Here is a 17,479-nt window from a genome sequence, read left to right as displayed (position 1 = left end):
CACGCGCGGCGCGCGGGCGTCGGTGGCCAGCTAGCCCTTGCCGGGGTGCAGCGCGCCGCACCGGTCACACGTGCGGGCCTTCTCGTCGCCGTAGAACGCCTCGAAGACCGGCGGCAGGTCCTTGACGATGTCGCGCACCTGGAGCTCGACCTCGTGGACCTTGGCGCCGCACTCCGCGCAGTACCACTGGAACTTCTCCAGCTCGCCCTCGGGCCGGATGCGCTCCACCACCAGCCCGACGGACCCGGCCTCCGGGCGCTGCGGCGAGTGCGGCATGCGCGCCGGCAGCAGCCACATCTGCCCCTCCCGGACGTGCACGGTCTCGGGGCCGTTCTCGGTCACCACGTTGACGTGCATGTTGCCGCGCACCTGGTAGAACAGCTCCTCGTACGGATCGACGTGGAAGTCGGTCCTGGAGTTGGGCCCGCCGACCACCATCACGATGAAGTCGCCGGCCCCCTCGAAGACCACCTTGTTGCCGACCGGCGGCTTGAGCAGGTGGGCGTGCTCGTCGATCCACTTGGTGAAGTCGATGGGGGGAATCATGGTCGCTCCTGTGGATGGTAGGCGACGGCCTGCATCTCGATGAGCAGGTGCGGGTGCGGGAGCTGGTGCACCGCCACCGTGGTCCTGGTCGGACCCTCCTCGTCGAAGAATTCGGCGTACACCTCGTTGTAGCCCTTGAAGTCGTTCATGTTTACCAGGTACGTGGTGATCTGTACGAGATCCGCGAGCGAGCCTCCGGCGGCCGTGAGCAGGTCGCCGACGTTCTCGATGACCGCCCGCGTCTGGGCGCGGATGTCCAGGTCGGTGACGCCGAACCGGTCGGCGCGGGCGCCCGCGAAGGTGCCGTCGGGCCTGCGGGAGCTGGTGCCGGAGACGTACAGGAAGTCGCCCGCCCGCTTGACGTGCGGGAACCGTCCCCGGGGCACGGCCTTGCCGGGGACGCGGATGGCCTCGCGGCTCACGTGCCGAACACCGCCCGCACCGATCCGAGGCCCTCGATCCTGGCCTCGAACACGTTCCCGGCCTCGACCGGCACGACCGGGCCCAGCGCGCCGGTCAGGACGACGTCCCCGGCGCGCAGCGGCCGGCCGGTGGCGGCCAGCGCGCCGGCCAGCCAGAGTGCGGCGTTCAGCGGGTTGCCCATGCACGCGGCTCCGGACCCGGCCGAGACCTCCTCGCCGTCGCGGGTCATCGTCATCGCCGCCGCGCCGAGGTCGAGGTCGGTCAGCCGCTTCGGCGTGGCGCCCAGGACGTACGCGCCGGAGGAGGCGTTGTCGGCGACCGTGTCGGTGATCGTGATGTCCCAGTCGGCGATGCGCGAGTCGGCGATCTCGATGGCGGGCAGCGCGAACTCCACCGCCCTGATCACGTCCACCAGCGTGAACGGCCCCTCGGTCAGGTCCTTGCCGAACACGAGCGCGACCTCGGCCTCGGCGCGCGGCTGCAGGAACCGCTGCACCTTGATGGGCCGTCCGTCGAGCTCGGCCATGTCGGCGAAGAGCATGCCGTGGTCGGGCTGGTCGATGCCGAACTTCCGCTGCAGCAGCGGGTTGGTGGCGCCGATCTTCCGGCCGACCGGCCGCCGGCCCTCCGCCAGCGCCCGCCGGGTGTTGATGTCCTGCACCGCGTAGGCGTCGGTGACCGTGGTGATGAGATCCCTGAGCGGCGCGCAGGGCTTGCCGGTACGCGCGGCCTCGACGAGCCGCTCCGCGGCCTGACCCCGGGTGTCGACGGCCAGGGACCATTCGTCATGCATCGGGTTGCTCCAGTTTGATGGTGATCGTGGTGGGCTCGGAGTAGAAGTCGAGCGACTGCGTGCCGCCCTCCCTGCCGATGCCCGACAGCTTCACGCCGCCGAACGGGGTGCGCAGGTCGCGCAGGTACCAGGTGTTGACCCAGACCAGCCCCGCCTCCAGGCGCTGGGCCACGCGATGGGCGCGATCGAGGTTGGTGGTCCAGAGGGTGGCGGCCAGGCCGTACTCGCTGCTGTTGGCCAGGTCGATCGCCTCGGCCTCGCTGTCGAAAGGAGCCACGTGGCACACGGGACCGAAGATCTCCTCTCGATTGAAGCGGGACCACTCCGACAACCCTGTCATTACCGTTGGTTCCACGAAATATCCGGAATCGCGGTGGTCGCCGAACGTCGGGACGCCGCCCCCCGTGAGCACCTTGGCCCCCTCCGAGCGGGCCAGGGCGTAGTAGGACAGCACCTTCTCCCGATGCCCGGCCGAGATCATCGGCTGTGGCTCGACCTCCTGGGCGCGCGAGGCCAGCAGGCCGCAGAAGTCCTCGAAGATCGGCCGCTCGACGTAGAGCCGCTCGGTGCACAGGCACACCTGGCCGCCGTTGGTGAAGACCGACTTCACCGTGCCCTCGACGGCCCGGCTTAGGTCGCAGTCCTCGAAGATCAGACCGGCGTTCTTGCCGCCCAGCTCGAACGAGATCGGCTTGACCCGGTCGGCGGCGGTCTTCATGATCTGCGTCCCGGTCGCGGTCGAGCCGGTGAACGTCACGCCGTCCACGCCCGGGTGCTCGACGAGGAGCTGGCCCGCCGGGCCGTGCCCGAAGATGATGTTGACCACGCCCGGGGGCAGGCCGACCTCGGCGCAGATCTCGGCGAAGACCGCGGCCGAGCCGGGCGTGTGCTCCGACGGCTTGACGACCACGGTGTTGCCGGCGACGAGGGCGGGGGCCAGCTTCCACGTCATGAGCAGGAACGGCAGGTTCCACGGCACGATCACGGCGACCACGCCGAGCGGCCTGCGCACGGTGTAGCTGAGCACGCCGGCGAGGTGGAAGGCGTCGTCGGGGCGCTGGGAGGCGATCTCGGCGAACGCGCGGAAGTTCGCGATGCCGCGCGGCACGTCGAGCGTGCGGGTCTGGCCGAGCGGCTTGCCGGTGTCGGCGATCTCGGCCGTGACCAGGTCGTCGAAGCGGACCTCGATGCCCTCGGCGAGGCGGCGCAGCCATCCGGCCCGCTCGGCCACCGGCAGCCCCGCCCAGTCGCGCGCCGCCTCCCTGGCCGCGCGCACCGCCCGGTCGACCACCTCCGGATCGGCCTCGTGCACCTGCCTGATCACCCCGCCCGTCACCGGGTCGTGGACCGGGAACGCATTGCCCGCCGCCACCGGCAGCCCGCCGATGAAATGGGTCAGCACAGCAGCCTCCTCTAGCCTCACTCCCGGTATAGATCGTCGGGCGACGGTGAGACAACAGTCCGGCGGGGGCGGGAACCGCGCGGGCCCGTCAGGGCTCGGTGGCGCCGGTGACACTGAGCCACCCCTCGGCCGGACCCCTGGCGGACCTGTCCATACAGACATCTTCCGGTACCCCTCGGCGGCCCGGGATGATGACCAAATGGCGCGCACATGGGAATTGTGGGGAAATATCATTATCGCTGGGGTTTTTGCGCTTCCAGTGGCCTTCCTGGTGATCATCCTGCTCGCCCGCCGCCGGGCCCGCGCCGGGCATCCGGCGCCGCTGCGCACCTCGCTCGCCGACGTCGGCGTCGTCGTGGGGACCGCGCCGTGGATCTGGATGATCCTCACGCCGTCCACCGGCCGGTCGGGGGTCGGCCTCGTCCCGTTCATGGACCTCGCCGATCTCGCCGGAGCCTCGTGGGAGACGGTGACGGTGCAGGTCGGGGGCAATCTGCTGGTGTTCGCCGCACTGGGCGCCCTGCTGCCCGTACGGACCGCCGCGATGGCCTCCTACAGCCGGGTTGCGGCCGTCGCGGCGGCCTTTTCGGTCACGGTCGAGTTCCTCCAGTACGCCCTGCGACTGGGCCGGTTCTCCTCCGTGGACGACGTGATCATGAACACTGCGGGCGCGCTGCTCGCCGCGTCGGTTACTCGCCGCTGGTGGGCCCCGCGAATAGCGGCCGGGACCGTTCCACGATAACGGTCTGCATAAACGTCCTCGCATTCATCACACAGGCACGATCAGCTCAAAAGAAGCTCGGGACCAACCTCTGTATCTGTGCGATCGTGGACAAGACGGGGCAAGTTCTCTGGAGACGCCACAACCTGGTTGGTGACAGAGGGTGATCGAAACGTGTCTGAATCCCCGGTACCCCACGAGCCCCCTATTTATCGCCGCATCGCCGACGGCCTCCGCGCCCGGATCCTGTCCGGCGAACTGCGCGACGGGGACCGCCTACCGGGCGAGAACGCGCTCATGGCCGACTACGCAATCGCACGCGCCACCGCCAGGCAGGCGCTTGCCGTACTGATCAACGAAGGGCTGGCGGTGCCCAAACGAGGTTCGGGGGTCTACGTGCGCCTGTTCAAACCGATCCGCAGACACGGCTCGCGCCGCCTGTCACGAGAGCAGTGGGGTCAGGGGCGTGCCATCTGGGACGCCGACACCCGAGGCCGTCCCTTCACCGTGGACCAGGTGGAGGTGGTGCTGGAGCGCGCATCGGAGGAGGTGGCGGGCGTCCTGGAGAGCGGCGAGGTATGGGTGCGTCGGCGCCGCTACTCCGTGGACGGCCGGCCCGTGCAACTGGCGACCTCCTCCTTCCCCGCCCGCCTGGTCCAGGGCAGCGCCATCACCCTGCCCGACACCGGGCCGGGCGGCGTCTACGCCAGACTCGGCGACCTGGGCCTGCCCCCGGCCCACTTCACCGAGGAGGTGCGGGCCCGCATGCCCGGCCCCCGCGAGACCGGGCTGCTCGACCTGCCCGGCGGAACCCCCGTCATCGTCATCGCCCGCACCGCGTACACGGCGGGCGGCAGGCCCGTCGAGCTCAACGAGATGGTCCTGGACTCGGCGGCATACGTACTCCAGTACGACTTCGACGCCTAGTTCAACCCGATCTGTCAAGCGATAGGTTGACCTGTCCATCACGATCATTGATTTCTCTAGAGAGGTCCCTCATCTTCTAAGGAGATGGAACCGTACAGGAGATGGAACCTTCGCCTGGGGCCCGGGAGAGGTGCGCGGATGTCCGTTGACCGGCATCTTGCCGAGATCGCCCGGGAGTACCCCAGGTGGACCATCTGGCGGAGCGACGCGGGCCGCTGGTGGGCCACGCGGCACCATCCGCTCGACGCGGCGCAGCGCGCGGCCGGATGTGCGATGACCATCGACGCGGACGACCCGGACGGCCTGCGCGACCAGCTCCGGGACCAGGAGGAACGGACCGGCCGGCAGCCCCGCTGGTGGGCCGGCCCCGCTCCTCCCTGACGCGGGCCGTGGAGCGTTCCGCGGCTCGCACGCGAGCAGCCCGGTGCCGGGTCCAGCGTCTCGGCGGCCCCGGCACCGGGCCCCCAACGGGGCCACGAACGCGGAAGTCTCCGACCCTATCGGGGGCGGGGGCTTCCGCTCCCCGCCCCTTCACCCTCTAGGTGTGGTACTCGCCCAGCCGCAGGATGTGCACGTCGGTGTCGTCGGAGACGCTCTCCTTCGGCTTCTCCTCGTCCTCCTCGACGATGACCCGCACGTCGTCCTGCACGGACTGCTGCGGGGCCGGCTGTGGAGCCGGCGCGGCCTCGATGGCGGGCTCCGGCGCGGGCGCCGGGACGGCCACCGGCTGCTGAGCGGCGACCGGCGCGGGCGGCAGCGCCGACTCCGGCACGAGCTGCCCGGCCGCCGCCTCGGTGCGCATGAGGTCGCCGAGCACCGAGCCGATCTCGGTCAGCCGCCGCACGACCTCGGTGTGGGTGTTGGTCAGGTACTCCACCCGGCGACCGGCGTGCTCGTCGAGCGAGGCCGTGCGCTGACGCGCCGCCGCCAGCATCGACTCGGCCTCCGCGTGCGCCCCCGCCACCAGCTGCTCGGCCTGCGCGTGGGCGGCCGCCATCATGCGCTCCGCCTCGGCCTGCGCCCCGCCGAGCACCCGCTCGGCCTCGGCGTGCGCGTCGCGCAGCAGGCCCTCGGCCTCGCTGCGGGCCGACCCGAGCTGCTCCTCGGCGTCCGCGCCCGCCTGGGCCAGCATGCGCTCGGCCGCCTGCGTGGCCTCGGCCACCCGCCGCTCGGCCTCCGCCTGCGCCGAGGTCAGCATCTTGTCGGACGTCTCGCGCGACGTCGTCACCAGCCGCTCGGCCTCGGCCCTGGCGCTCTCCCGCACGGCGGTCGCCTCGGCCTCCGCGTCGGCGCGCTTGGCCGCGGCCTCCTCCTCGCCCAGCTTGAGGATCTGCGCGAGCCGCGGGCTGAGGTCCTCGTAGCTCTGGGGCGCCTCGACCATCCGCCGCCTGGCCTCCGCCAGCTCGACCCGGCCCTGCTCCGCCTGGTCGATCGCCCGCGCCAGCCGCTCTTCCAGATCACGGACCTGGTTCCGGGTACGGATCATGTAGTCGTGCACCTGCCGGCGGTTGTAGCCGCGCATCACGACTTCGAAGGTGTCCTCTTGCATCAGATCGGGAATGCTCTCGTGCTGGTTTGTCATGGGGGTTACCTAAGGGTTTGCGTGAGGCGGGGGAAAACTGCGGGTTGTGAGGGTCTGACGACGAGACGTCAGGAAACGACTTTCCTGCCATCTGCCCACGTCCGCAACCGGAACGCCACACCTGGGGCGGGAATTACGATTGGACGAATGTACATAGCAGCGTTGGACGACGGGGCAGTGCCGGACATCCACCCGGAGGCGTACATCGCGCCCGGCGCCGTCGTGGTCGGGAGTGTGCGGGTGGGCCGGGCGTCCAGCATCTGGTACGGCTCCGTTCTCCGAGGTGACGACGAGCGGATCGAGATCGGCGAGGAGTGCAACGTACAGGATCTGTGCTGCCTGCACGCCGACGCCGGCCAGCCCGCGATCCTGGAGGACCGGGTCAGCCTGGGCCACAAGGCCATGGTCCACGGCGCGCACGTCGAGACCGGCGCGCTGGTCGGCATCGGCGCGATCGTGCTCGGCGGCGCCCGGGTGGGCGCGGGCACGCTGGTCGCCGCGGGAGCGCTGGTCGGGCCGGGCAAGAAGATCCCGTCCGGGGTGCTGGTCGCCGGCGTGCCCGGCAAAATCGTGCGCGAGCTCACCGACGACGACCGGGCCTCCTTCGCCCGCACCCCGGACAACTACATGGCCAAGGCGGTCAGGCACCGGCAGGCGTCAGCAGTTTGATCAGGACCTGGTCCGACACCGAGGCGGTGTTGAGCGGGTCGGCGTACTCCGGCAGCTCGGGGCGGAGGAAACGGACGAAGTCGACGGTCAGCTTGAGATCGGGGGCGCCCTTGATCTGCTTGGCGTTGGCCTTGGCGGCGTCCTTCTTCAGCGCGCCGTAGCTGTCCCAGTCGGTGTAGGCGGTGACACCCCATTGCAGCACCTCGGGGAGGTTCGAGGGCCAGCGTCTGGCGACCTTCCAGGCGCCGCCGTCCTCCTTGTAGAGCGCGACGGCGACCCGGCCCAGCCTGGCCAGGACGAGGTCCACCCAGCCGTCCTTGACCGCCACCTCCAGCGGCTTGGAGCTGCCGTCCTGGGTGAACTTGGCCTCGACCTGCCCGGCCGCGTCGGCGGTGCCGGTGGTGACGGACATCCACACGGGCTTGTCGTACGTGCCGGGCTGGCGGGCCATGAGCCCGCCGAGCGAGAACTTGCGCGCCGGCCTGCCGCCCTTCTTGCCGGTGACCTTGACCCGGGCGTGCATGACGATGTCCCCGGCCAGCTCCTGGTAGACGAAGGGGCCGCGGAAGCCGTCGTACCAGGTGGAGGTCTTCGGCTCCAGGTAGAGGGCGCCCTTGGCGGTCTTGTTCACGTCGAGCTTGGCGATCCTGTCGACGTCCTTCTCGGTGTCGCTCAGCTTGCTCCACACGGCCAGTTCCGCGGCGTCGGCGAACTCGCTGGAGGCCGATCCGACCTCGCCGCCGGGCGCAGGCGCCTGGGCGTTCTGGACGGTGAGCACGCCGGGACCGGTGGGAGTGGGCGGCGCCGCGGCGGTCCCGCAGCCGCTCACCACACCCGCCACAGCCAACACCCCTGCCACCTTTGCCCTCATAGCGGACATTCTGCCGTGAAATGCCGACGGATGACGTCGGGCGGCCCAGTACGATGACGGCCGTGCGCCCCTGGGATGCGTTCACCTCGGCAGAGGCGGAGGTCCGCGCGATGGTCGCGGACCCGCGCTGGCAGGGCCTGTCCGTGCCCGACCGCGCGCACGTCCTGGCGGCCAGGGTCCTGGTGACCCAGGACGGCGACCGCTGGCTCTACGGCGCGTACGCGCGCTGGCACCTGCACGACCCCGGCGACGGCCGCTGGCACCCCGCGCCGCCGCCCAGGGGCGAACGGGCGCGCAAGGTGGGGCACGCCACGGCCGCGCTGCCGGACCAGGTGGTGCCCACCGGGCCCGACTTCGCCGCCGAGCCCGGCTCGACCCAGGCGTTCATCGGCCCCGACGTGCTGCCGGTGGTGACCGGGCAGATCGCGGAGATGGTCCGCGGCGCCGGGCGCAAGTCGGAGCTGGACTACCCGCTGACCGCCTTCGGAGAGATCTTCGCCGCCGACGTGCCGAGCACGGTCGCCGCCGTCTGGGGGACGATCATGTGGTGCGCGTACGCGCCGGCCTTCGACGGCAACGAGCGCCTGATCACCCTGTTCGGCGAGTACCTGCGCCGCTCGCTGCCCGGCGACGAATGGGTGCGCTGGCTGCCCGCGCCGCCGCTGCTCGACCTGGTCACGCTGGTGTCCGAGCGCACCCGCGCCGGCCGTCCGCGGGCCGCGCTCCGGCTGGCCGCGCTGATCGCCGACACCGCCCAGGTGCTGCTGTCCGACATCCGGTTCAGGCCGCGGGCGCTGGCGCTGCTCACGATGGTGGAGCCGGTGCTGCGCCGGCCCGGCCGCGACGACGCCACGGCCGCGCGGGGCGACGACGCCGTGCGCCGGGCCTGGCTCGACCGCTGCCCGCCGCGGCTGGCGCTGGCCCTGCTGCCGGAGACCGATCCGGACGCGTACTTCGCCCACTCGGTGTACGACCTGGTCGAGGCGCTGGGCTTCGTGGCGGACGCGTCCGGGGCGGCGGCGGCGTACCTGGCCGATCTGTCGGACTCCAGGAGGATGTTGCCCGAGCGGCTGAACCACCGGTTGCGGCGGGCGTACGTGGAGTTGGAGCGTGCCGGGCTGACGGGCACGTCGGCGGCCGAGCGCACCGAGCCGGAGGGCTTCGCCGTGCGTCCGGGCGGTGCGCCCGTGCCGCAGGCGGCGGTGGTGACGCCGCCCGACCGGGAGAGCAAGGCGGCCGTGCTGGGCGCCGCGTACGCCACGTGCCTGGCGTGGGGCCGGCTGACCGGCGCCAAGGTGCCGCAGCACGGCCTGGCCGGCCAGAGCGCGCTGGTCCGTGAGCTGATCCACGAACGGGACGACCACCACATCGGTCACCCCTAACGCACTATTACCGTTATTTCACCCTTACTCCGCCTATATCCCGCTATCACTTCAGTCACCGGGCAATTCGCTGAATTGTGATCTCGACTTCGGGAAATGATCCCTGTGGGGCCCCCGTGACGCCGAAAGGAATGACTCCGATGGGCCATGTCGCGAGAAGGTCCCCCGCCGTAACCTCGTAGAGGGTGTGGGCTGCGGAAGGAAGGACGACGCGGTGGGGCACGACGACCTGGACTCTCGGGTCCACGACCGTGTCGCGTTGGACGAGATTGCGCTCTACGCCGAGGTGCTCACTGCCGTGGCTGTCAGCGAACGGCGGCTGACCTTGGACGAACTCGACGACGCGCTCGGATTGCGGACTTCGGCGAGTCGCTGAAGACCATCGAAAATTACCTGTCCCGGGCTCCTGTGGGGTCCGGGACAGTGGTTCCCGGCTATTACAGGTAACTAGTCAATCGAGGGTGTGCCTCTCCTACGTATGGAGGAGACGACCCCCTACGACTTGACCAGGCGGGCGATGGCGGCCGACGCCTCCTTCACCTTCGCCTCGGCCTCCGGGCCGCCCGTGTTGATCGCGTCGGCGACGCAGTGGGAGATGTGCTCCTCCAGCAGCCCGAGCGCCACGGCCTGAAGGGCCCGCGTGGCCGCGGAGACCTGGGTGAGCACGTCGATGCAGTAGGCATCGTCGTCGACCATGCGCTGCAGGCCCCTGATCTGGCCCTCGATTCGCCGGAGGCGCGTCAGATATGCCTGCTTGTCTCCGCTGTACCCATGCATGCTTCTACGGTACCCGTAACCCGTATGAGCTAGCGGAGATCTGACAGCAGCTTCTCCCACTGTTCGGCGACTTCCTCGGCCGAATGGCGGACGGCGGTGTCGAGGGCGCCCGCCGCGAGCGAGCGCCGGCGGCGCTCGTCGTCGATGAGCGCGAGCAGCGCGCCCGCGAAGTGCTGCGCCTCGCTCTCGCTCTCGGGCACCAGCACGCCGTTGTAGCCGGTCGCCACGAACTCCCTGGGGCCCCTGGCGCCCTCGAAGGCCACCACCGGCACCCCGCACCCCATGGCCTCCAGCACGGTCATGCCCAGGTCTTCGCTGCGGGAGGGGTTGGCCACGATCGACGCCTTGGCGAACTCCCCCGCCAGGTCGGGCGTGACGCCCATGAAGTAGACGTGGTTGTGCAGGTTGAGCTCGTTCACCAGCGACCGCAGCCGCCGCTCCTCGGGGCCGCCGCCGTACAGCCGCAGCCGCCAGTCGGGACGCTTGTCCGCCACGATCGCGAACGCCCTGATCAGCCGGTCGTACGCCTTGACCGACACCCACCGGCCCCCGGCCGCCACGATCCGGTTGTCCATCCGCGAACGCGGCCACGGGCCGCCCGGCAGCGCGTCCGGCACGGAGTGGACGGCGGACCCGTCGCCGAGCAGCCTGCCCCACTCCTCCTGGGCCGACTCCGTGGCCGTCACGACCGCGTCGAGGCGCGGGTAGAGCCGCTGCACCGGCCCGGGGACGGCGGGCCGCCCCCACTCCCTGGCGATCTTGAGGGTTTCACGTGGAGCATGCCGCGCCACCTGGACGCCGATGCCCGGCCTGGTGGTGATCAGCACGTCGGACCTGAGCCCGCGCAGCAGCCGCCAGAGCGCCATCTCGGTGCGCATCTGGCCGCGCGGCAGCAGGTGGCGCACCCCCGGACGGGCGTCGACCAGGCTGCGCATGGCCACCTTGGAGCCGATGGGGAAGAACGGCTTCTCCTTCTGCCGCCGGACGCTGATGACCTCGACCTCGTGCCGCTCGGACAGGGCGGTGGCGAGGTTGAGCGTCGCGCGCACGTCGCCGCGCATGCCGTACGCCGAGGCGAGCACCAGGCTGACCTTCATCCGCCCACCTCGATGCGCAGCTCGTCGTCGGCGGTGTAACAGGGCCGGACGGGCACGCCGTCGATCTCGGCCGACGGATAGTGCAGCCGTCTTCGTTTGCCGTCGACGTCGTCGAGCCAGGCGCCCAGCCGCAGCGGCGTGGGCACGCCCTCGACCTCCAGCGCGGGCTCCCAGGTGCCGGCCGTGTCGGGGTCGGCCTCGACCACGTTCACCAGCGACACCGCCGCGTGGAAGCGCACCCCCTGGACGGTGGCGTTGGCCGACACCCGTTCCCTGGTCGGCCTGCGGTCGAGGGTGAGCGTGGCCTCGCGGCGCGCGTCGTCGTCCTCCAGCCCGGTGTACGCCAGCAGCCCCGTCACCTCGAACCGGCCCTCCCTGAACCAGATCGCCCGCACCTCGGCCACCGGCTCGGCGTCGGCTATCTTCAGGGCCAGAAACCCGTTCCGCGTCCGGTACGACCGGTAGGCCAGCGTCCGCCGGCACAGCGCGTACGCGTCGAGGTGGTCGAGGGAGAACCCCGGGTCGACGCTGCGCAGCCTGCTGCGGCTGCCCTCGTGCCGCAGGTAGGCGTCCCAGCGGCCGGCGGTCAGCTCCAGCGGCGCCAGCGAGACGGCCAGCGTGGCCTCCCGCGTCCGGCTTCCCGTGCGGCCCAGGCGCACGTCGCGCTCGACCCCCGTGGCGCGATGGCGCAGCACGAGCTCGGTGCCGTCACGCAGGGGCTCATCGATGGCGAGTCGCAGGGAGAGCACGTCGGCCAGGGTGACTTCGGCGTCCGTGACCACGACGCGCATCACTAGCCCCCTCCCCGTCGAATAAGGCCATGCGACGTTGAGGTTACCGTGATTTTCCCGTTATGTGGATGGGAGATTTCCAGCGAGGAGGCCCGTGACGTGCGGAACTCCTCTACAGAGCCTGTAGAGGAGTCCGACTTTTCGTGGTCAGGAAGCGCCCTTGACCGATTTGATCAACAGCTGCGCGACGTCCACGACTTCCAGCGATTCCTTGGCCTCGCCGTTGTTCTTCTTCTCGTTGATCGCGTCGCCGAGCATCACCATGCAGAACGGGCACGCGGTCGAGACGGTGTCGGGATTCGTGGTGAGCGCCTCGTCGACCCGCTCGGTGTTGATGCGCTTGCCGATGCGCTCCTCCATCCACATGCGCGCGCCGCCCGCGCCGCAGCAGAAGCCGCGGTCCTTGTGGCGGTGCATCTCCTGGGTCTGCACGCCGGGCACCTTCGACATGATGTCGCGGGGCTGGGAGTAGACCTTGTTGTGGCGGCCGAGGAAGCACGGGTCGTGGTAGGTGATCTTCTCCTCGATCGGCGTGACCGGGGTGAGCAGGCCCTCGTCCACCAGCTTCGACAGCAGCTGCGTGTGGTGCACGACCTCGTAGGTGCCGCCGAGCTGCGGATATTCGTTGGCCAGGGTGTTGAAGCAGTGGGGGCAGGTCGCGACGATCTTCTTGACGCCGGCCTCGTTCAGCGTCTCGATGTTCTGCTGGGCGAGCATGTTGAACAGGTACTCCATGCCCAGGCGGCGGGCCGGGTCACCGGTGCACGCCTCCATCGGGCCGAGCACCGCGAACTTCACGCCCGCGATGTGCAGCAGCTCGGCGACCGCCTTGGTGGTCTTCTTGGCGCGGTCCTCCAGGGCGCCCGCGCAGCCCACCCAGAACAGGTACTCGGCGTCCTCGGGCATCTTCTCCTCGACCAGCTCGACCTCGAAGTCGAGCTCCTCGATCCAGTCGGCCCGCTTCATCTCGGACATGCCCCACGGGTTGCCCTTGTTCTCCAGGTTCTTCACCATCACCCCCGCCTCGGACGGGAACGACGACTCCACCATGACCTGGTAACGGCGCATGTCGAGGATGTGGTCGATGTGCTCGATGTCCACCGGGCACTGCTCGACGCAGGCGCCGCAGTTGGTGCACGACCACAGCACGTCGGGGTGGATGACGCCGTCCTCGCCGACGAGCGGCTTCTCCAGCAGCGCCAGCACGTCGGTGTCGGCGTGCTCGGTGCTGGCGGCCATCAGGTACGGGGCCACCTTGAAGGCGTGGTCGCGCTGGTCGAGGATGAGCATCTTCGGCGAGAGCGGCTTGTCGGTGTTCCAGGCCGGACACTGCGACTGGCAGCGGCCGCACTCGGTGCAGGAGTAGAAGTCGAGGAAGCCCTTCCAGGTGGTGTCGCCGATCTTGCCGCGGCCCAGGCGCTCGGCGTCGAGCTCCTCGTCCTCGAAGTCGACGAGCTTGCCGTCGACGCGCAGCTCGGACGCGGCGCCGAGCCCGTTGGGGCGCCGGGAGAACAGCACGTTGAGCGGCGCGGTGAAGATGTGCAGGTGCTTGGAGTTCACCACGATGACCAGGAACACCAGCATGAAGCCGATGTGCAGGAGCAGCGCGATCTCCTCCAGCAGCGGGCTGGCCGGCAGCGCGTCGCCGAGCGCCAGCGAGACGAACGCGCCGGAGGAGTAGGGGAAGTTGCCGTTGGCCGCCGAGGCGCCGCGGGCCAGGAACAGCGTCCAGATGATGTTGAAGATCATGAACAGGACGAGCCACGCGCCGCCGAGGTGCGAGCCGGAGAAGCGCGACTTGCGGCCCAGCGTCTTGGGCGAGTTCTTGACCCGGATGATCGCGAAGGCGACCAGGCCGAGCAGACACGCGACGGCGATGAAGTCCTGGAGGAAGCCGAGCACGCCCCAGGTGCCGATGAGCGGGATGTGGAAGTCGGGCTCACCGGTGATCGCGCCCTGGATGATCGCGCCGTACGCCTCGATGTAGACGGTCAGCAGGATGAAGAACGCCCACATGACGAAGAAGTGGGCTGTGCCGGACGGCGTCCACTTCAGCAGCTTCTTCTGGCCGAAGACCTCGACGAGCTGGGCCTTGAGCTCGTCGGCGGCGTGCTCCTTGGCGTACTCGACGCGTTCGGGCGCGGGCGGCCCGGAGGTCGCCAGCCTGAACAGGAACAACACCCTGCGGCCGGCGACGGCCACCGCCAGGACGGTCATGACCAGCCCGATGATCGCTACCCAGAGCACGGGGTCCTCCCACAGACGACGATGGCTGCCAGCATACGGACACGTGTTTCCAGGAAGCTTACCGGCCAGTAACTTCCCGGGATGACATCCATACCCTATGGTCAGTGCCCTATACAGAACAATGCTCTACGCCGTGAAGTACCTCTGTATGGTCGGGGCGATCAGCTCGACGAGCTCCTCCGGATCGGCGCTGGCCAGCGGCTCCAATTTGATCACGTGGCGGCCCATGATCACGCCGTACATCTGGCCAAAAGCTGCCTCGATGCGTAGGTGCGGAACACCAAGGCGGTCGGCCACCTGGAAGAGCAGCGCGTTCGTGATGAACTCGCGGAACATCGCCGCCGCCTGCTCGTTCGTGAGCGCCGAGCGCATCAGGGCGATCATCGGCTCGCGGGTCTCCGGCTCGGCGGTCACCCGCAGGATCATCCGCACCAGCCGCTCGCCGATCTCCTCGCGCGGGCCGTCCAGCAACAGCGGGATGACCTCGTCGGGGGTGATCGGCAGCTGCATGGCCGCCGCGAACATGCCCTCCTTGGTCTCGAAGTAGTGGTGGACCAGAGCGGGGTCGACCTTGGCCTCCCGCGCGATCCCGCGCACCGTGGCCTTGTCGAAGCCCTTCTCGGCGAACACCCGCCGCGCCGCCGTCAGGATCTCGCCGCGCGTGTCGGCCGACCCGGGCCTGCGGCCGGGACGGCGTCGTACGTTGCTCATGGCCGCGTCCCGCCGGTCACCGGCCCACCGCCAGGTACACCCGCATCGGCACCGACAGCACGCCCTCGGGGAATGCCCTCCTGAGCTCCGCGCGCTGCCGCCCGACCAGCTCGTCGGCCGCGTCCGGCGACAGCGCCGCCATGTACGAGTGGGAGCGCAGGTCGAGCAGGAAGTCCTCGATGCCGACCAGCCTCGTCCACGGGATCCAGCGCTCCTGGACCACCTCGAAGGCCGCGGCGATCGGCGGCACCGACCACTCCTCGACCGCCGGCCCCCAGTACGTGGGCACCGCCTCGGCCAGCCGCGCCTCGTAGGCGGCCAGCCACTCGGCCTGCGCCGCGTGGTGCAGGTTCCAGCAGCCCACGATCGCGCCGCCGGGCCGCAGCACCCGCCTGGCCTCGGCGATCGAGACGACGGGGTCGAGCCAGTGCCACGACTGGGCGTACGTCACCAGGTCGGCCACCCCGTCGGCCAGCGGCAGCGCGTTGCCGTCGGCGATCACCGCGGCGACCGCCGGCGGCTCGCCGTCGATCCGCGTGACCAGCCGGGCCAGCATCTCCGCCCCCGGATCGACCGCGATCACCTGGGAGCCGCGGGCCCGCAGCGCGTGCGTCAGGATGCCGGTGCCCGCGCCCACGTCGATCGCGGTGGCGCCGTCGAGCTCGATCCCGGTCACCTCGGTGAGCGCGCGGTACATCTCGTCGGGATAGGACGGGCGGCCCGCGTCGTAGGCGTCGGCCACGCTGTCGAAGACCCGCGCGAGGTCTCTGGTCGGCCCCACGTTCCTGGTCGGCCCCACGTTCATCGGGACGCCGCCAGGTGCAGGCGGGCGAAGGCGAGCGCCTCGGCCAGGTCGTCGACGCGCTCGGTGCGGCTGGCCGCCTTGCGGGTGTTGATCTCCAGCACCACCAGGCCGCCGTAGCCCGAGTTCGCCAGGCGTTCCAGCATCTGGGCGCACGGCTGGTTGCCCCTGCCGGGGACCAGGTGCTCGTCCTTGTTGGTCACGCCCATGCCGTCGGCCAGGTGGAGGTGGGCGAGCCGGTCGCCGAGCTTGGTGGCCATCTCCATGGCGTCGGAGCCGGACACTGCGGTGTGCGACAGGTCGAGGGTGACCTGCGGGAAGTCGTAGTCGATCGGGTTCCAGTCGGGCGAGTACGGCACCACGTCGTTGCCCCTGGCGCGCAGCGGGAACATGTTCTCGACCGCGAACGTGACATCGGTCTCGTCACGCATGCGGGCCAGGCCGTTCTCGAAGTCGCGGGCGTAGTCGCGCTGCCAGCGGAACGGCGGGTGCACCACGACGGTCGAGGCGCCGAGGCGCTCAGCCGCCTTCTGCGCCCTGACCAGCTTGGCCCAGGGGTCTCTGCCCCACACCCGCTGCGTCACGAGCAGGCAGGGCGCGTGGATCGCCAGGACGGGCACCTGGTAGTGCTCGGACAGCCGCTCGATCACGTCGATGTCCTGGCTCACCGGATCGGCGCCGACCATGATCTCGACACCGTCGTAGCCCAGGCGCGCGGCCAGTTCGAACGCGTCGGGAGTGCGTTCTGGATATACCGAGGCGGTGGACAATGCGATCTTCGCATTGGGCACGCGGATGACATCAGCCACGTTGCCAGCCTAAGCCGGAGAAGCGCCTCTGGCGCGTGAGCCCCACCAGATAGCCCTACCCAACCCCCCATCCCACCTCAAAGACACTCCCTCGAACCCCGCTACGGTTGGGCCCATGCCACGGATAGCCAGAGGCGCGATCCCCAGCCCGAACATCTGGAACGCTCCCCAGGTCTACGAGCTGGAGAACCGCGCCGTGGACCCCGAAGGCGCGGCCGACGCCGCGATGCGCGAGCTGCGCCCCTGGGCCGGCGCCACCGTGCTCGACATCGGCTGCGGCACCGGCTTCCACCTGCCCGTCCTGGCCGCCGACGCGGGCGCCGTGATCGGCGTCGAACCGCACGGCGACCTGGCCGGCCTGGCCCGCCGCCGCTGCGCGAACCTGCCCAACGTCTCGGTGCACGCCGCCGCCGCCCAGGACCTCCCGCTGCCCGACGCCAGCGTCGACGTGGCCATGGCCCGCTGGGCCTACTTCTTCGGCCCCGGCTGCGAGCCCGGCCTGCGCGAGCTGTCCCGCGTCGTACGCCGCGGCGGCGCCGCGTTCGTCATCGACCTCGACGCCACCCGCGGCTCGTTCGGCCGCTGGTTCTCCCGCACGGTGCCGACGTACTCGGCGCGCGAGGTGGAGGCGTTCTGGGTCCGTCAGGGCTGGCAGCGGCGGACGCTCGATCTCACGATGACCTTCGAGCGCCGGGCCGACCTGGAGGCCGTGCTGCGCATCGAGTTCGCCCCCGAGGTGGCCGAGCAGGCCGTCGCGGAGACCCCCGGCCTGGAGATCTTCTACCCGAACGTGCTCCGCTGGCGCTACTTCTGAGCTCATGGCCTCACTGCGTTCGGCGGGCTCGGTCGCCATACGCCGCCGCCTTCCCCCGCTCTGGTCGCTCCGCTCCCGCCGCTCCTCCAGGCGACGGCACTCCTGAACTCATGGC

General features: G+C 70.4%; 20 protein-coding genes. 7 read left to right on the top strand and 13 right to left on the bottom strand.

Annotation, left to right across the window (positions count from 1 at the left end):
• Nucleotides 1-30: 30 nt before the first annotated feature.
• The 4 genes from ACIBK9_RS05925 to ACIBK9_RS05910 are packed head-to-tail and all read right to left on the bottom strand — an operon-like array spanning nucleotide 31 to nucleotide 3,164.
• On the bottom strand, nucleotides 31-546 hold the full coding sequence (locus ACIBK9_RS05925) for a 3-hydroxyanthranilate 3,4-dioxygenase (RefSeq protein ID WP_352322979.1): 516 nt from the start codon (nucleotides 544-546) through the stop codon (nucleotides 31-33).
• Nucleotides 543-968, bottom strand: a complete 426-nt coding sequence (locus ACIBK9_RS05920) for a RidA family protein (protein ID WP_397155475.1) — start codon at nucleotides 966-968, stop codon at nucleotides 543-545. Before ACIBK9_RS05920 ends, ACIBK9_RS05925 begins: the two co-directional genes overlap by 4 nt.
• On the bottom strand, nucleotides 965-1,762 hold the full coding sequence (locus ACIBK9_RS05915; protein ID WP_397155473.1) for a 2-keto-4-pentenoate hydratase: 798 nt from the start codon (nucleotides 1,760-1,762) through the stop codon (nucleotides 965-967). The genes ACIBK9_RS05920 and ACIBK9_RS05915 overlap by 4 nt, the downstream gene beginning before the upstream one ends.
• The gene (locus ACIBK9_RS05910) at nucleotides 1,755-3,164 is read right to left on the bottom strand and encodes an aldehyde dehydrogenase family protein (RefSeq protein ID WP_397155471.1); all 1,410 of its coding nucleotides are present in this window, start codon (nucleotides 3,162-3,164) and stop codon (nucleotides 1,755-1,757) included. The genes ACIBK9_RS05915 and ACIBK9_RS05910 overlap by 8 nt, the downstream gene beginning before the upstream one ends.
• A gap of 259 nt (nucleotides 3,165-3,423) precedes the next feature.
• On the opposite strand from ACIBK9_RS05910, the gene ACIBK9_RS05905 reads away from it, so the two are divergent.
• The 3 genes from ACIBK9_RS05905 to ACIBK9_RS05895 all read left to right on the top strand — a co-directional run bounded on the left by ACIBK9_RS05905 (nucleotide 3,424) and on the right by ACIBK9_RS05895 (nucleotide 5,193).
• A complete protein-coding gene (locus tag ACIBK9_RS05905) occupies nucleotides 3,424-3,906 on the top strand; it encodes a VanZ family protein (RefSeq protein WP_397155469.1) in 483 nt (160 codons plus the stop codon).
• Between the two features lie 153 nt (nucleotides 3,907-4,059).
• Complete coding sequence (locus tag ACIBK9_RS05900; protein WP_358291615.1) at nucleotides 4,060-4,812, top strand: GntR family transcriptional regulator; 753 nt, start codon at nucleotides 4,060-4,062, stop codon at nucleotides 4,810-4,812.
• A gap of 138 nt (nucleotides 4,813-4,950) precedes the next feature.
• The gene (locus ACIBK9_RS05895) at nucleotides 4,951-5,193 is read left to right on the top strand and encodes a hypothetical protein (protein WP_352322973.1); all 243 of its coding nucleotides are present in this window, start codon (nucleotides 4,951-4,953) and stop codon (nucleotides 5,191-5,193) included.
• 157 nt (nucleotides 5,194-5,350) lie between these two features.
• On the opposite strand, the gene ACIBK9_RS05890 is transcribed toward ACIBK9_RS05895, so the two are convergent.
• Nucleotides 5,351-6,394: a hypothetical protein gene (locus ACIBK9_RS05890; RefSeq protein WP_397155466.1), complete on the bottom strand. Its 1,044-nt coding sequence runs from the start codon at nucleotides 6,392-6,394 to the stop codon at nucleotides 5,351-5,353.
• Between the two features lie 147 nt (nucleotides 6,395-6,541).
• Here ACIBK9_RS05890 and ACIBK9_RS05885 point away from each other — a divergent pair, with 147 nt between their 5' ends.
• Nucleotides 6,542-7,063, top strand: a complete 522-nt coding sequence (locus ACIBK9_RS05885; RefSeq protein WP_358291613.1) for a gamma carbonic anhydrase family protein — start codon at nucleotides 6,542-6,544, stop codon at nucleotides 7,061-7,063.
• On the opposite strand, the gene ACIBK9_RS05880 is transcribed toward ACIBK9_RS05885, so the two are convergent.
• The gene (locus ACIBK9_RS05880; RefSeq protein WP_397155464.1) at nucleotides 7,035-7,913 is read right to left on the bottom strand and encodes a hypothetical protein; all 879 of its coding nucleotides are present in this window, start codon (nucleotides 7,911-7,913) and stop codon (nucleotides 7,035-7,037) included. The genes ACIBK9_RS05885 and ACIBK9_RS05880 overlap by 29 nt on opposite strands.
• A gap of 74 nt (nucleotides 7,914-7,987) precedes the next feature.
• Here ACIBK9_RS05880 and ACIBK9_RS05875 point away from each other — a divergent pair, with 74 nt between their 5' ends.
• Both ACIBK9_RS05875 and ACIBK9_RS05870 read left to right on the top strand, forming a co-directional pair.
• Nucleotides 7,988-9,316 carry a hypothetical protein gene (locus ACIBK9_RS05875; RefSeq protein ID WP_397155904.1) on the top strand — a complete coding sequence of 443 codons (1,329 nt, stop codon included), beginning with the start codon at nucleotides 7,988-7,990 and terminating at the stop codon, nucleotides 9,314-9,316.
• A 214-nt stretch (nucleotides 9,317-9,530) separates the two neighbouring features.
• The gene (locus ACIBK9_RS05870) at nucleotides 9,531-9,692 is read left to right on the top strand and encodes a hypothetical protein (protein WP_020540796.1); all 162 of its coding nucleotides are present in this window, start codon (nucleotides 9,531-9,533) and stop codon (nucleotides 9,690-9,692) included.
• Nucleotides 9,693-9,811: 119 nt separating this feature from the next.
• Here ACIBK9_RS05870 and ACIBK9_RS05865 read toward each other — a convergent pair whose 3' ends face one another.
• The 7 genes from ACIBK9_RS05865 to ACIBK9_RS05835 form a co-directional block, all read right to left on the bottom strand.
• Nucleotides 9,812-10,093 carry a metal-sensitive transcriptional regulator gene (locus ACIBK9_RS05865; protein ID WP_352327377.1) on the bottom strand — a complete coding sequence of 94 codons (282 nt, stop codon included), beginning with the start codon at nucleotides 10,091-10,093 and terminating at the stop codon, nucleotides 9,812-9,814.
• Nucleotides 10,094-10,122: 29 nt separating this feature from the next.
• Nucleotides 10,123-11,190 carry a glycosyltransferase gene (locus tag ACIBK9_RS05860; protein ID WP_357975264.1) on the bottom strand — a complete coding sequence of 356 codons (1,068 nt, stop codon included), beginning with the start codon at nucleotides 11,188-11,190 and terminating at the stop codon, nucleotides 10,123-10,125.
• Entirely contained in the window at nucleotides 11,187-11,981 is a 795-nt protein-coding gene (locus ACIBK9_RS05855) for a hypothetical protein (protein ID WP_397155462.1), read from the bottom strand. The genes ACIBK9_RS05860 and ACIBK9_RS05855 overlap by 4 nt, the downstream gene beginning before the upstream one ends.
• A gap of 147 nt (nucleotides 11,982-12,128) precedes the next feature.
• Nucleotides 12,129-14,228: a (Fe-S)-binding protein gene (locus tag ACIBK9_RS05850; RefSeq protein ID WP_352358624.1), complete on the bottom strand. Its 2,100-nt coding sequence runs from the start codon at nucleotides 14,226-14,228 to the stop codon at nucleotides 12,129-12,131.
• A gap of 126 nt (nucleotides 14,229-14,354) precedes the next feature.
• Complete coding sequence (locus tag ACIBK9_RS05845) at nucleotides 14,355-14,939, bottom strand: TetR family transcriptional regulator (protein ID WP_358291609.1); 585 nt, start codon at nucleotides 14,937-14,939, stop codon at nucleotides 14,355-14,357.
• Between the two features lie 16 nt (nucleotides 14,940-14,955).
• A complete protein-coding gene (locus ACIBK9_RS05840; RefSeq protein ID WP_397155459.1) occupies nucleotides 14,956-15,744 on the bottom strand; it encodes a class I SAM-dependent methyltransferase in 789 nt (262 codons plus the stop codon).
• Nucleotides 15,741-16,550, bottom strand: coding sequence for a sugar phosphate isomerase/epimerase (locus ACIBK9_RS05835; protein WP_358291607.1), 810 nt, complete (start codon nucleotides 16,548-16,550; stop codon nucleotides 15,741-15,743). The genes ACIBK9_RS05840 and ACIBK9_RS05835 overlap by 4 nt, the downstream gene beginning before the upstream one ends.
• 115 nt (nucleotides 16,551-16,665) lie before the next feature.
• On the opposite strand from ACIBK9_RS05835, the gene ACIBK9_RS05830 reads away from it, so the two are divergent.
• Nucleotides 16,666-17,364, top strand: coding sequence for a class I SAM-dependent methyltransferase (locus tag ACIBK9_RS05830; protein ID WP_397155457.1), 699 nt, complete (start codon nucleotides 16,666-16,668; stop codon nucleotides 17,362-17,364).
• Nucleotides 17,365-17,479: the final 115 nt, after the last annotated feature.

Source organism: Nonomuraea sp. NPDC050227, from assembly GCF_044459705.1.
GTDB lineage: Bacteria > Actinomycetota > Actinomycetes > Streptosporangiales > Streptosporangiaceae > Nonomuraea.
Note: the sequence above shows the minus strand (reverse complement) of the source record. Positions and strands in the feature narration are given on the sequence as shown.